At 50.6% G+C, this 13,060-nt stretch carries 11 protein-coding genes, 1 tRNA gene and 1 riboswitch; of the genes, 5 read left to right on the top strand and 7 right to left on the bottom strand.

The window, feature by feature from the left end; all coding sequences use genetic code 11:
• The first annotated feature begins 283 nt into the window (after window positions 1–283).
• Window positions 284–1,693 (top strand): DHA2 family efflux MFS transporter permease subunit, encoded by a 1,410-nt coding sequence (locus BN2684_RS00750; protein WP_058300274.1) that lies wholly within the window; start codon window positions 284–286, stop codon window positions 1,691–1,693.
• A 756-nt stretch (window positions 1,694–2,449) separates the two neighbouring features.
• Here BN2684_RS00750 and BN2684_RS00745 read toward each other — a convergent pair.
• A complete protein-coding gene (locus BN2684_RS00745) occupies window positions 2,450–3,685 on the bottom strand; it encodes a stalk domain-containing protein (RefSeq protein WP_058300273.1) in 1,236 nt (411 codons plus the stop codon).
• A gap of 101 nt (window positions 3,686–3,786) precedes the next feature.
• On the opposite strand from BN2684_RS00745, the gene BN2684_RS00740 reads away from it, so the two are divergent.
• Together BN2684_RS00740 and BN2684_RS00735 are read left to right on the top strand one after the other, a co-directional pair.
• Complete coding sequence (locus tag BN2684_RS00740; protein WP_058300272.1) at window positions 3,787–4,527, top strand: Crp/Fnr family transcriptional regulator; 741 nt, start codon at window positions 3,787–3,789, stop codon at window positions 4,525–4,527.
• A gap of 383 nt (window positions 4,528–4,910) precedes the next feature.
• Window positions 4,911–4,987: transfer RNA gene (locus BN2684_RS00735), tRNA-Arg, on the top strand.
• A 174-nt stretch (window positions 4,988–5,161) separates the two neighbouring features.
• Here the strand turns inward: BN2684_RS00735 and BN2684_RS00730 are convergent.
• Window positions 5,162–5,476, bottom strand: coding sequence for a DMT family transporter (locus BN2684_RS00730; RefSeq protein WP_058300271.1), 315 nt, complete (start codon window positions 5,474–5,476; stop codon window positions 5,162–5,164).
• A complete protein-coding gene (locus tag BN2684_RS00725) occupies window positions 5,473–5,814 on the bottom strand; it encodes a DMT family transporter (protein ID WP_058300518.1) in 342 nt (113 codons plus the stop codon). Before BN2684_RS00725 ends, BN2684_RS00730 begins: the two co-directional genes overlap by 4 nt.
• A 79-nt stretch (window positions 5,815–5,893) precedes the next feature.
• Window positions 5,894–5,996: riboswitch (guanidine-I (ykkC/yxkD leader) on the bottom strand.
• Window positions 5,997–6,123: 127 nt separating this feature from the next.
• Between BN2684_RS00725 and BN2684_RS00715 the strand changes: the two genes are divergently transcribed.
• The gene (locus BN2684_RS00715; protein WP_082651664.1) at window positions 6,124–6,951 is read left to right on the top strand and encodes a helix-turn-helix domain-containing protein; all 828 of its coding nucleotides are present in this window, start codon (window positions 6,124–6,126) and stop codon (window positions 6,949–6,951) included.
• On the top strand, window positions 6,948–7,868 hold the full coding sequence (locus tag BN2684_RS00710; protein ID WP_108722133.1) for a hypothetical protein: 921 nt from the start codon (window positions 6,948–6,950) through the stop codon (window positions 7,866–7,868). The genes BN2684_RS00715 and BN2684_RS00710 overlap by 4 nt, the downstream gene beginning before the upstream one ends.
• On the opposite strand, the gene BN2684_RS00705 is transcribed toward BN2684_RS00710, so the two are convergent.
• From BN2684_RS00705 to rbr, 4 genes are all read right to left on the bottom strand, one after another.
• Window positions 7,861–8,985, bottom strand: coding sequence for a GerAB/ArcD/ProY family transporter (locus BN2684_RS00705; RefSeq protein ID WP_058300268.1), 1,125 nt, complete (start codon window positions 8,983–8,985; stop codon window positions 7,861–7,863). The two genes, BN2684_RS00710 and BN2684_RS00705, sit on opposite strands and share 8 nt — an antisense overlap.
• A 31-nt stretch (window positions 8,986–9,016) precedes the next feature.
• Window positions 9,017–10,255: a Ger(x)C family spore germination protein gene (locus BN2684_RS00700; protein ID WP_058300267.1), complete on the bottom strand. Its 1,239-nt coding sequence runs from the start codon at window positions 10,253–10,255 to the stop codon at window positions 9,017–9,019.
• A gap of 20 nt (window positions 10,256–10,275) precedes the next feature.
• Entirely contained in the window at window positions 10,276–11,862 is a 1,587-nt protein-coding gene (locus tag BN2684_RS00695) for a spore germination protein (RefSeq protein WP_082651663.1), read from the bottom strand.
• 463 nt (window positions 11,863–12,325) lie between these two features.
• A complete protein-coding gene (gene rbr, locus BN2684_RS00690) occupies window positions 12,326–12,919 on the bottom strand; it encodes a rubrerythrin (RefSeq protein ID WP_058300266.1) in 594 nt (197 codons plus the stop codon).
• Window positions 12,920–13,060 lie beyond the last annotated feature (141 nt).

The following is a 13,060-nucleotide window of genomic DNA, read 5'->3' as shown; positions in this document are numbered from 1 at the left end:
CCCGGAAGGTGCAGTTCGCTCGGTTTGACAAAGGGTTCGGTGGAGAAGTCTTCAACCTGATCAATCTGTGGTATTATGATAGGATTCGAACCAACAATCATTAGGAGGTGACCCGGTCTATGAACCAGCTCATCATCTGTCTGCCAGAGTGTACCCCATTGAATTTATTAATCGAGGTGCCTTTGGCAAGAAAGTAGAGGATAAGATTGTTCCAGCATAGGGTTAACCGGCAGTCTTAGCCGTTTGCTTTTTCCTTGGGCAACCTACCTGGAGGAAAAAGATAATGAAGCATCTATCACATAAATGGTCCGTCCTGCTGGCTGTTTTGCTGGGGACGTTCACCGTCATATTGAATACCAGTTTGTTGAATCCAGCTATTCCGTTTTTTGTCAGACAATTTCAGATTGATGAATTCCAGGCCAGCTGGATCATCAATATTTACATTCTAGTTGTAGGCATAACCTTGCCGCTCACCGGCTTCTTAAGCGAACGGTACGGTGCCAAGAAAATCTACATTGCAGGTCTGTTCTTGTTCCTCATTGGCTCCATCGCCGCCTCTGCCGCGGGGAATTTGCCTGTTCTTATCATCAGTAGAGGGCTTCAGGGTCTTGGTGCAGGACTGCTCACGCCCTTGTCAATTACACTGATCTTTGCTGCTGTTCCTATCCAAGAAAGAGGAGTCGCCACGGGGATCTGGGGCGTTGTTAGTATGGTTGCTCCAACCGTCGGCCCCACTCTGGGCGGAGTGATTGTTGATTTTGGAAGCCCACGGCTGTTGTTCTTGGCCAACTTGCCGACGGGAGTTCTTGGGCTTATTGCCGCCATTGGGCTTATTCAACCATCCGCAACCGGTAAGCCCGGCCCTTTTGACAAGAAAGGATACCTTACGGTTTTCCTCGGTGTCGGATTAACCCTGTATGCGCTTGGCAAAATGGGTACCTTCGAGCAGGCGCTAAGTCCTCTTAACTGGCTGCTGTTGGCCGGAGGATTGGTTAGTCTTGTGTTGTTTGTTATCCATCAGCAGGCTATCCAGCATCCTCTGCTACACTTATCATTGCTGAAGATTCGTCCGTTCCGCACAGGCACTATCGTGACTACCTTAGGGGCCGTCGGATATTACATGTCGTTCTTTCTCATCCCGCTTGTGCTCCAGGATGTATACCACTATAGCGCTACCGTTACCGGATTAATGTTTATCCCGGATGCTCTAATGACCGGAATCTTCATGATCGTCGGCGGGAAAATTCTGGATCGCAATGGAGCCAAGAACGTGGTTGCAGCGGGACTGTTCATCGTTGGAATTACAACCTTGCTGCTCGGATGGTTATCCGCAGAATCGCCTCTCTGGTATATTGCCTTGCTCTTGGCTGTTCGGGGTGCAGGCTTTGGGCTTTCGTGCATTCCGGCCACAACGGCGGGTATGGGGACACTCCCGGAACACCGTCTGGTCGAAGGCTCGGTGCTCAACGATCTGGTTGAACAGCTCGTATCCTCCTTTGCCATTGTGATTGCTCTATTGGCATTTGTGCTTCGAAGAGGCCATTCTGTCGCCCGCCATGTTCCGCTAGAAGTGGCGAACCTGCAAGTTGCCAATAGCTTGTTCCTCGTATTAGGGGGCCTGACGTTCGTCGTGTTGGTCATCTGGTGGAGAGAGTTCCAATCCGGGACGGTGCGTGGTGGCTCTGAGGAGTAGTGAGAGGAAAAAGAAGGCGACTATTACGAAATACTTTAGTGAAATATCATTCGAGGAGTATAGCAGCAATTGTGCTCCTCCACTCCTCGCGTCAAGGGAAATAAGGCCGCACTGGAAGCCTCCTTTCGTCCAACTGGGGGATATTCCGCATGTTGCTCCGCCAAGGGCCATGGTGGTAGAATGCCTTCGAATGGTAAGTGTGAAAAACATCTGAACCATCTAAACCAACGTTAACAAGAGGGTTTGGATACGTATTGTACATAGAACGCCCCCTCCGGCCAAATGAATTTCTGGACACCATCATGTGATCCGGTTGTGATCAGGCAACCACCGGCAGCTCCTACTGTTGGTGGTTGCCTTTTGCTTCATGTCGAAGAACTAATGCAACAACTCTGTCCGAATCTCTGCATGGTCAAAGTAGTCTCAAGGGTTTGTTCAGAAAAAGCAAAAGCCCTGCAAAAAAGCTCACATGCAGGGCAATAGAATAGCATCAATATAATATATGGCCTTTGCGAGGTCTGGGGCTGGTTCTCTACAGGGGCATATCTGTAGCAATTGCTACTTCTCCGCCTGCCACAGGGATCACGCTAAACTCTAGCTGTCCAGCTGGGGTTTCCGGGAAGTGTTGATTCATCATGGTTGGAATATGTACTGATGGGCATTTTCTTCCTTCTCCAAAAATGGTAACAGCAACTTTCCGCCAATACCCTTCGCTTAGCTTTTATCTTTATGGCCAATTTGGGTTCGCATCCTGATTTATTTAGCTCCTGCTGTTCTGAGCGCATTCAGTAAGTAAGGGCTATCTACTCCGAGCTTTAATGCCAGCTGTAATAATTGATCCAGTTGATCCTGAGATACAGTGTCTAGACTAGCTCCGTACTTCAACAGGAGTTCCACATTTCTAAATACATCATCCTTAAACTCGCTCTCCCCTGTCGCAATAGCCTGATCAATTGCTTGTAAAATAACTTTCTGCTTAACATTCGGATCAGGTGCATCACCAAAGAAGTAAAAGGAGGTACTATTCGTCCCTCGGTATACGATTTTTGTGACAATTCCATTAGGATCGGCACCATGGTCCAGCAAAAGCTTTAAGGCATCAGAATTTCGGTAGATAAGAATATTAGCCAAATCTTCAGGAGTTGGCTTTGCCCCTGCCTCCAAAAGAATTTCTGCTAATTCGAAAGATATATCCACCTTTTTACCATTAACGGTCCATTTGTTTAATGCAGATGTTAATGGGGAAAAGAAATTCCCCGTTGTATCCTGTACGTTAGGATCGGCACCTAAAGCAAGCTGCATCTTAACAGTCGTTATATCTCTAGACGTGACATTACTGATTAACAGAATGCTTGGATTTGCACCACATTTCACAATAGCCTGACCCACTTCCAAAGGTGCACCATGGTCTATAGCAAAAAACAATGCGCGGTTTGCATCCGCTCCTTTTCGGATAAGAGAGGCAACCTTTTCGACGTCAATCTGATTATTGAGTAACTCCGCCTCAACGAGTTTACTCAAATGCTCTGGGTTTTCCTTGTATGTAATGAAAACTATGTTATTCTTTGAATCCCACTTTACCTCTGCACCCAGCGCTTCGCTTACAAATCGGATTGGTACGTATGTGGAATTATTAATGCTGGTCGCAGGTTGGCTCAATGTGACTTCCTTACCATTTACTTTAGCTATTTTGCTGCCGACTTGAAGGGAAACCGATATTTCCCCTTTGTTCGACTTAATTGTTCTGGTTTTCGAGTCATAGGTAACATTAGCTTCTAGAGACTGAAAGACAGAACGCAATGGAACCATGACCGACCCATTTAGTAGAACAGGGGACTGATCATACTGTTGTTTTCGCTCATTAATAACGACAGAAATAGAACTCTGATTGGAACCGGCAAACCCTATTGCGGGAACAGTAGTTAGTAACAATATACTCGCTGTCGTAACCAAAACGAACCGCCTTGTTTTCGTAATCTTTCCAGGTTTCATGGCTGCCTCCCTCAAATATACTGAGTAATTCGTTTTCTCCTACCTTCTATAATTCTGGTAAAATGTATTATGAAATAATTACTGCCTGGGAGAGACTGCTATTGGTTACATATATACTAGAATCCACCTTCTTTGAAGATGTCACCGTTCCACCCGAGACCACAGAATGGGTACTAGAAAAATTCACTGAGCGTCGCCTTCGAAAGCACCAAGTCTTGTTCTCCCAAGGCGACCCCGGCAACGAAATGTACGTGGTCAAGTCCGGCCAGCTCAAGATCTTCCGTGAAGGTGAAGACAAAGAGATCGTCTTTGGCCACCAATTCCCAGGCCAAACCATAGGAGAGTTGGAAGTTGTCCACCGTAGTAGTGAGCGGCTCGCTTCTGTCGCTGCCATTGAAGACACCGTTCTCTGGATGATTCGCAAGCCAGACGTGGACAAGCTAATCGACCGCTTTCCACAGATCCTTCGCAACCTATTCTACGTAGTGAGCGAGCGGCTCGCCCAAGCCGATCGTAAGCTGGAGTACTTGGCCTTTCTTGACGCCCGTGTACGAGTTGCCAACATACTACTTGACCTGCTTTCCAACTTTGGTGTTCCCTCAAGCGAAGGCCAACTGATCGACTGGAAGATCACGCAACAACATCTTGGTAACATGATCGGAATCAGCCGAGAGTCCGCTGCGAGAATCCTAATCGAGTTCCAACAAGAAGGTATCATTCTTGTAGAGAAGCGACTCATCACGATCCTCAACCTGGATCACTTACATATGCTTGCTGAAATCACCAAAGACCCCGTGGAGAAAAGACACTGGCATTCAACTTACAAGCATAATATCCAATAATCTACAAATTTTCTGTGATCGGTGAAACAAAACTTTTGTGATCGTCGCTACAAACACCCGTTCCTAACGTTCGCTTGCCGGCATGATTGTTGTGGTGCTCCGGTCTCCCTCAGTGATTACGGAGATGGGCTCACTGAACAGATCCTTGTAGAAGCTGACAACTGGCTCTCCATGGGTTGTTGCCCACATGTTGTGAGCCCTTTCCCCTGGGGACACGTCTGAGCTGCCCAACTGCATGCACCAGAGGGTTTCGCAGCAACTACCTGTGATCCGCTTGTGATCCGGGAGAGGGTCTCCACACCAGGCACCTTCTTTCGTCCAACTGGGGGATATTCCGCATGTTGCGCCGCGAGCAGGGCTGGTGGTATAATGTTATTCGCTGCGTTCCCGTAGCTCAGCAGGATAGAGCGACAGTTTCCTAAACTGCAGGTCGGAGGTTCGAATCCTCTCGGGAACGCCATTTTTTTGAATGATTCCGAATCCGAATACACATTTACACATACAAAAAGGAGCCCTTAGCGCGGCTCCTTTTCGTTTGCTGCTACGCCTTGCTATCCAGATCCGCAGATCCGACCGTACCTCTGCGACATCCCAAAACAGGGGAGCCAGGCCACCTCTTTGGGCATGTTAACCTCTAACCCACCAGTTTCAACCCTACGGCTGAGCCCAATACCAATCCAATACAAGCGATACGAAGAAAGCTTCGAGGCTCCTTGTAATAGATCATTCCAAGGATCGCGCCCCCGGAAGCTCCAATTCCGGTCCATACCGCGTAGGCTGTCCCCATCGGCAATGTTTTCATGGCCAGCGATAGGAATAGAAAGCTGAGACCAAAACCAGCAAACATGAAGCAAAACGATTTCCAATTGCGTGCTTGGTTAAATAGATTTATCAATAAAACCCCGAGCATCTCAAAGATCCCCGCCATAAAGAGATACAACCAGCTCATTCTCCGCTCACCTCATTCCCTTTTTCCATGCTAAGCAGTTTTAGGCCGACAACCCCAATAAGAAGCACGACAATGAATACAATTTTCGAGAGTTGAACTTCCGCATCGAACAAAACAATCTCAGCAAGAACCGTTCCCGCTGTTCCTAAGCCAACAAAGACGGCATAAACGGTACCAACTGGAAGCGAACGCGCCGCCATGATCATTAAGTAAAAGCTAAAGAAAATCGCGGTTGCCGTTCCTCCCCATTCCCAAAAGCTATCCGCATGTTTTAGCCCAATGACCCAAAACACCTCAAAGATAGCTGCCGCAATAACCGATGCCCACGTTTTGTTCACCGTGATCTCTCCCTTCGTTAGTAAAGCCAAAAGTGGATGAAAACAAGAAGCCTGGGAAACAAACCGCATGATGCAGTTTATCTCCCAGGCTTTTATCCTTCCGTGGCGCAGCTGGTGGGCTGCGGGCTTTCTCTCGGACCAGGCCAACATGGATATGTTGCGGAACCCTAGAAAACCTGACTATTTTCAGTTCACAACACTATACGACGATAGAATTGGATTGTCAATATTCTGGAGAAAGCAAAAAAAGCAATTTTTATCAACTCTGTGAGGTTTTGTTGTGGTATATCTATACATAGGTGAGGCGGTATGGACTATAAGGCGCATATGGCGCGTGTGATTGCCTATATCGAAGAGAACTTGAGTCAAGAACTAACCCTGGCCGACTGCGCGCGGATGGCCGGCTACTCGGATTATCATTTTATCCGGGTGTTCAAGTATGCGACCAAGCTCACGCCGGCCGACTACATTCGCAAGCGGAGACTGACCGAAATCATCAAACGGCTGGATAACGAAGCCGTGATTTCGGATCTTGCCTTTGCCTACGGCTTCAATTCCAAAGAGAATTTCACGCGGGCGTTTGCAGCCGAGCATCGCATTCGCCCCACGGAATTTAAGGCGGCGCAAAGCAGCCTGAAGCTTTATGAACCCCTTCAATTTGAAAGCGTTCCCTTCTCGGTAACGCCTGAAATCAGGACGCTTGATCCGTTTACGGTCGTCGCCTATGAAAGCGATGAGGAGGATCCGCCAAGCTTCTGGAACAAATACAACTGCCGGAAAGGGTCGAAGAAGCTATCCGGGGGAATGCCATGCACGGATTACGGGGTGTGCATCTGGAACCACTCGATTGGCAAGCTGGATTATTTCATTGGCATTCGCAAGGAGCACGCGCGCGGAGATTTGAGCGATACTCAGGAAATCGCGATCAGCGGCGGCCGGTATGCCGTTTTTACCACTCCTCCATCGACTTTCTATACCTTTGTGAGCACCATTCATCAAACATGGGCATTCATCAACAACAAATGGCTTCCCACTAGCGGCTGCCGGAGCACCGGCGGACACGAATTCGAGACGTATACCGAAGAAGCTCGGACATTCCGAGAACAAATCCACATACCTTTGGAGGGATTGAAATGAAGAAGCTAGCCATCACGTGGGACGGCGTTGACGACGCCACCGGGTATCTGTTTTCCTTAGCGAAAGCCTTGTCTGCCGCCGTCAAAAACAGCCCGTATGCCGATCTGGCGGAGGAGATTGTCGCCACGAGCGGGTTTGCTTTCCGGATGTGGCTGTCTGCCGATTTGTGCCGAAGCGCCACCTCGATCTGGAGTTGGGACGATCAGCAAAGGTGGGTGGAAAACGGAGGTCTTCACTGCGATTATGTCGGCCGCTATTGGGGGCAGGACGACCAGGAGGAAGCGCAGCGGCTTAAAGCCATCGAACGGATCAGAACCTCCATCGATCAAGGCATCGCGGCCATTTCCTGGGATATCGGAGTTCCCGAATGGGGGCTGATCACGGGTTACGATGACGCCTCTCAAACCTTCGCCACGCTATCCGTTACAGGCGAAGCTGCGGAGATGTCCTATGATGCCCTAGGCAAGCGGGAAATCCCGATTTTGTCGGTACTCACCTTGACCGGAAAGTCGGAGAAGTCGCGGGAAGCGATTCAGCACGACACGCTGCAGCTTGCCGTTTCCCACTTGCAGGGGGAGGAGTGGTGCGACAACGCCAAAGGCCTGGAGGTCTACCCGGCTCTCATCAAGCATTATGAGGAAGCTACCGGCTTTGGCGACTCATCAAATGCCGAATATTTCCTCGGGACCTATGCACCGCTGAAACAATATGCCTACAAGTATTTCGAGAAGGCCCATCTCCCTGAGCTCGCTGAGTTATATCAGACCGTTTACCAAGCTTGGCTGAGCGCCTTTACCATCAAAAAAAACGAGGATGCAAGCTTGCTCGAGGTTCGAACGAACATTGCCTCCCTGTTGAAAACCGCATACGAGAAGGAACGCAGAGCCTTGGAGATCATGGTCGGGAGGCTTAGGTAGAACCAGTAGAGGGATGACCGGTTGTCCGGGATCCCTTTTTCTTTTGGCGAAGAAGCATGACAGCAAACAGCAGCAAAGGGAAGCCCAGCTGGAAGAACGGATAAACATAGGTGACCAAAACCTCCAGGCCGAGTCTAACAAACGAGGTAAAGGAGGATGGAAAAAACGCAGTTAGGTAGATGGTCGCCCCCACCGGGATGACCCATAGCTTTACCTTCTTTCCCGTCATGCGTTCCATCCCCACCAGCGCTCCCATAAAAAAGAAACAGAGCTTCGTCCCTAACCCCAAAAATAAAATCATCACGAACAGCGCGTCGAAGCGCTGAACCAACTGTGATACCCGAATCAACTGAACCACCTGCAGAATCGGATAGGTGCTGTTCGCCGCTAGAACGGGACCGAGCACCAGAATGCTGACCTCATTCAAGCAAGTCAAAAACACCGAGGTCCCCGCGTACCACAGCACAATCGCTTTGGTCAATCTACGGCGGGGGTCAGCGAGAGGGAAGAAAACGAGAAAGAGCATACTTTGGCAAAAGGGAAACGAGATCAGTTCGGGAACCGCCGCGTCCCAGACCGGCTTAATTCCATGCTCGAGTACGGGGAACAGAAATTCCGGCCTGACCAAGTCGGTCGTGAGGAGAAAAACAAACAAGAGGATGAAGCTAAAGAGGATGAGGGGAAACAAACTTGTGATGACCAGAAACAGTGTCCTTGGACCATACCGCATGGTGTTCATGATCACAAGAATGACGATCAGCATGATAAAAAAGAGTGGCGTCTGCGTCAAGATGGCCAATCCCGTCAAATCGCCGAAATCACGGAGGTTCCGGTTCGCTTCCAAAATAAAATAACCGACAAACGCCAACCCCACCACAGTGCCCAGTGTCCTGCCGAAATAGTACAGAAGCAATTCGAACAGATCCTTGTCCGGATCAAGTCTGTGAATGGCCAGATACAGGAGAAGAAAGGGCAACCCGGTGACGGCGCCGATCAGCATGGATAGCCAGGCGTCTCTCCCCGCTTTTGCGCCCAATAGGAACATGGGGCTGCTGCCGATCTCGAAGATAAATAGACTGATGGCGACATAGGATACCCGTATTGGGACGCTATTCATTTCCACACCCCCCCTTGGTTTTTTCCTTTCCTTAGCGTCGTCCTTTCATCAAGCTCTCCATCGATTTCATCACAAGGCCATGCCGTATAATCGTCGCCTTTACCTTGACGTCTACATCGATGCGACTGAACTCTTCCGGCCAGTCCTCCTTAACTCGCGGCCATTCCCGCGGAAACTTACGGTGAATGAGGTCGGCGAACCCCACGAGATCGATTTTCTCGCTCTGGATGAACTCCAACGTATTCTCGATATCCCTTTTGATCTTATCGGCGATCTGCCGCTCCATCTCTCGAATCGTTCCTGCTTCCGCAAGGTCGTTATTCTCCATCACTTCCGTGAGCACCAGCCTAGCCTTCACCTCAATGTGCATACGGAATCCGTCCCCCTTCTTTCTGGGAACAAGCTTGGTAGAGGCTCGAATGATACGGGCAGAGGAATACTCGTGTTCATCGCCAGTACCCGCGGTTGAAGGAAACGACAATGCGGCATTGCGAAGATCTCCCTTCATCCATGCCAAACCGGAGCCTTGCTTGAGGTTCATCCATCTCACCATTTGATCGCCTTTGAACACCGCCAGCTTGGTCAATCGCAGCTTGGCGGACGGAGATGTTTCTTTGTAGATGTCCTGAGTTTCCAGTTCAGCGGGATTTCCCTTTTCATCTTGAGGGGATACCTCGATCACGGGCACAACCGTGTAGGGAGCGTCTGAAACCAGATGCAAGGCAAACTCATGGACGGTCACGGCCGGCATTTTGGCTGTGTTTTTCGTCTCCTGACGAAGGATATCCGCAATGCTGACTCCCGGGATCTTCTCAGGCGGCAAGAGCTTCCGCAGAATATGATCAGCCCTTCCTTCTGTAACGAGAAGCTGGACGGTCTCCCGCGCTTCCGGTTGCCGCAAATAGACGTCGATGATTCGGCTTATGCCGCTTCTGGCCACCTCTTCGCTTATGACCACAGCATTGTTGTGAGCAACAAACAAACGCCGGGGATATTCCAGGTTGCTCATATTGTTGGCCTCAAAAACGGTTTTGGCTTTCGTGGTATATACATGCACCGCAGGCTGGGAAGATGCTCCGGACATCATGCCTGCCGCAGAGGAAACAGCCGAAGGTACGACAACCTGATACGTTACCGCCCATAGACCGTCGTCGCGATCAAAACCGGTGGCCGTTGCAATTCCCAATTCATTCAATTCCGTGCGATTCCAGCACCCGCCCAGCAGCAAGCTGACCGCAACGGCCAGCCCAACCGCCTTCCAACGCCTCATCGGACCTTCTCCTCTCGCTGTCAACTCCGTTCTTCTTCCTTTAGGCCGCTGCTCTCCTTCCCAGGCTGGCGCTTAAGGTTATGGGTCGCCGTCGTCACCGGACGTCGGTTCATTCGGCTCCAGGGCGCCCGGATTAAGAAGTCCCGGAAGGCCGAGCTGTCGAAAGGAGCCAGCGGAGTCATGTAAGGAACGCCGAAGCTGCGCAGAGCGATCATATGTACGAGAACCGGAATAGCGCCGGCCAGAATGCCGAAAAGCCCGAGCGTACCGCCCAGTATCATAAAAACAAACCGGAGCAGCCGGATGGCGGCTGCCAGGTTGATGGCGGGAATGACGAAGTTGGAGATAGCGGTGAACGACACGACGATGACCATGGCAGCCGATACAAGCCCCGCCTGAACGGCCGCTTGCCCCAGAACAAGGGCCCCCACAATGGAGATCGCAGGACCTATGGCGCGCGGCATGCGGACACCGGCTTCCCGGATGATCTCAAACGTCAGTTCCATCAGCAACGCCTCGATCAGAGCAGGGAGAGGTGTGCCTTCCCGCTGGGCGGTCAGGCTGATCAAAAGCGTCGTGGGAAGCATCTCCTGGTGAAAGGTAGTGATGGCGATAAATAACGAGGGCAGGAACGTCGCAACGAGAAACGAAAAAAAACGGACGAACCGGAGAAACGTTGAAATGTCAAAGCTTTGGTAATAATCTTCGCTTGAAAACAGAAATTTGAAAAACGTAGCTGGCGCCAGAAGCACAAACGGTGTGCCATCCACAAAGATCGCCACGCCCCCCTCCAAAATGGAGGCCGCTACCGCGTCCGGGCGTTCGGTATTCATCATGGTCGGAAACGGGGTGTATCGACGGTTCTGCAAGAACTCTTCAAGATAACCGCTCTCCAGTACGCTGTCGATGTCGATCGCACCCAACCGTGCAGTGACTTCCTCCAAGACCTCCGGCTTTGCGATTCCCTCCAAGTACACGGTAGATACCTCTGTTTGCGTCAGCCTTCCGATCGTTTGGGTCTTCACACGCATATCCAGCGATTTCACCTTTCGCCGAACGAGGGCAATGTTCGTTCCGATGTTCTCCGTAAAACCTTCCTTCGGCCCACGGATTACCGTTTGCGAAGTCGGCTCCTCCACGGCCCTTTGCGCGCCACCTTGAATGGCAACCGATAAGGCCCCATTCATGCCATCAACTAGCAGGACCACCTTGCCGTTCAGAATGCATTTCAGAACTTCCTGTTCGGTTCCTTCCTGCTCGACATTGCCGAACGGCAGCTGTTCGGCAATCCGGTGCGGCAAATGGGTTGCCATCTCAGAGGCGCGTGCAAACGGGAGCATTTCCTTCATTAACACCGCGAGCAGCTTTTGATCCGCCATTCCTTGTAGGTAAGCCACCGCAAGGTTGTCCTCTTCCCCGATCTTCCGGCAAACGTAATCCGAGCTTTGACCAAGAGTTTCTTGCAAAAAACGGATGTTGTCCGATAGCGAAGCGCCGAGCTCACGTTGAAGGCTGTCCTTGTTTAGTTCGGGGGCATTCTGCTCGCGGATCGGTGTCGCGTTCTTTTTTGACTTGGACGAGATCATCCTTTTGATCAGATGGACCATGACCCAGAATTCCCCTTTCACACAGATAAGGATAAACTTCCAATTTTCTCTTCTTCTTATTCGTCAAGCATCGAGAACGAACGATAACGAATCGAAGGCACGGACCATAAAAAAATCCCCGCACGGCGGGGAGCCGGCGGGGAGGCGCTTTGGAGACTAACAGAGTGTTTTCAGAATAATGACAAGCAGGATGAACAGAACCAGAACAAATGCCGCCCCTGTTCCTCCACCGGAATAGGGGGCTACGCAACCGCAACCCGCACCGCCATAAGCACCGTTACCGCCATAGCCGGGAAAAAAACCCATCTTTCAGCACTCCCTTCACAGAAGATACTTTAGGATATGTGCCACATTCCGATTGGCATGGTCACTTGCAGGAGGCTATTCGCCCAAACTCCGCTCATTCCAAAGAAAAGGTCCGGCCAGCGGCCGGACCTTATGGTCATGATCCTTATCGGACTGCTTACAGCGCTTCCGCGAACAGCTCGAAGTACTTTTTCGGATTCAGGCAAGTCGGGCACTTCTCCGGCGGGTTCTTGCCCTCGTGAATATGTCCGCATTCCGTGCAGATCCAGACGACCTTCTCTTCCTTTTTGAACACCGTTTCGCTCTCCACTTCGCCAGCCAGCTTCAGATAGCGGGCTTCGTGACGCTTCTCGATGTTCATGATCAGCCGGAACGCTCCGGCAACCTCGGGGAAGCCTTCTTCCTTGGCGATTCGTTCGAATTCGGGGTACAGCTCCGTCCATTCCTCGTTCTCACCGCTCGCAGCTGCCCTCAGGTTTTCCGCGGTGCTGCCTTTGGCGAACGGGAAGGTCGCGGCGATTTCCAGGCTTCCGGGGAGCTCTCCGCCGTAGCCCGCTATCAGCAGGTTATAGAAGCGCTTGGCATGTTCCTTTTCATTGTGGGAGGTCGCTTTGAAGATCGCAGCGATCGGCAGAAGTCCTTCTTCTTCCGCTACCTCGGCAAAGATCGTATAGCGCATGCTGGCTTGAGATTCCCCTGCGAACGCCTTGAGCAAATTTTCGGCAGTGCGGGTTCCGACAAGACTTTTCATGGATGAATCCTCCTATGTACGATTTTTCACAACTTTATAATAAGTATAAATTTCGTGCTCTCTCAGAACAAGTTATCATTCTATGGATATTGATAGCTTCTCTCAATGACAGTCTGGCATTCGACAGCAAAGAACCCCGAT

This window comes from Gorillibacterium timonense, assembly GCF_001457415.1.
Lineage (GTDB): Bacteria > Bacillota > Bacilli > Paenibacillales > NBRC-103111 > Gorillibacterium > Gorillibacterium timonense.
Note: the sequence above shows the minus strand (reverse complement) of the source record. Positions and strands in the feature narration are given on the sequence as shown.

Excerpts from the sequence above, each read along its gene's own strand:
- BN2684_RS00750 (WP_058300274.1), top strand. The coding sequence starts at position 284 with ATGAAGCATCTATCACATAAATGGTCCGTCCTGCTGGCTGTTTTGCTG.
- BN2684_RS00745 (WP_058300273.1), bottom strand. The coding sequence starts at position 3,685 with ATGAAACCTGGAAAGATTACGAAAACAAGGCGGTTCGTTTTGGTTACG.
- BN2684_RS00730 (WP_058300271.1), bottom strand. The coding sequence starts at position 5,476 with ATGAGCTGGTTGTATCTCTTTATGGCGGGGATCTTTGAGATGCTCGGG.
- BN2684_RS00715 (WP_082651664.1), top strand. The coding sequence starts at position 6,124 with ATGGACTATAAGGCGCATATGGCGCGTGTGATTGCCTATATCGAAGAG.
- BN2684_RS00710 (WP_108722133.1), top strand. The coding sequence starts at position 6,948 with ATGAAGAAGCTAGCCATCACGTGGGACGGCGTTGACGACGCCACCGGG.
- BN2684_RS00705 (WP_058300268.1), bottom strand. The coding sequence starts at position 8,985 with ATGAATAGCGTCCCAATACGGGTATCCTATGTCGCCATCAGTCTATTT.
- BN2684_RS00700 (WP_058300267.1), bottom strand. The coding sequence starts at position 10,255 with ATGAGGCGTTGGAAGGCGGTTGGGCTGGCCGTTGCGGTCAGCTTGCTG.
- BN2684_RS00695 (WP_082651663.1), bottom strand. The coding sequence starts at position 11,862 with ATGGTCCATCTGATCAAAAGGATGATCTCGTCCAAGTCAAAAAAGAAC.
- rbr (WP_058300266.1), bottom strand. The coding sequence starts at position 12,919 with ATGAAAAGTCTTGTCGGAACCCGCACTGCCGAAAATTTGCTCAAGGCG.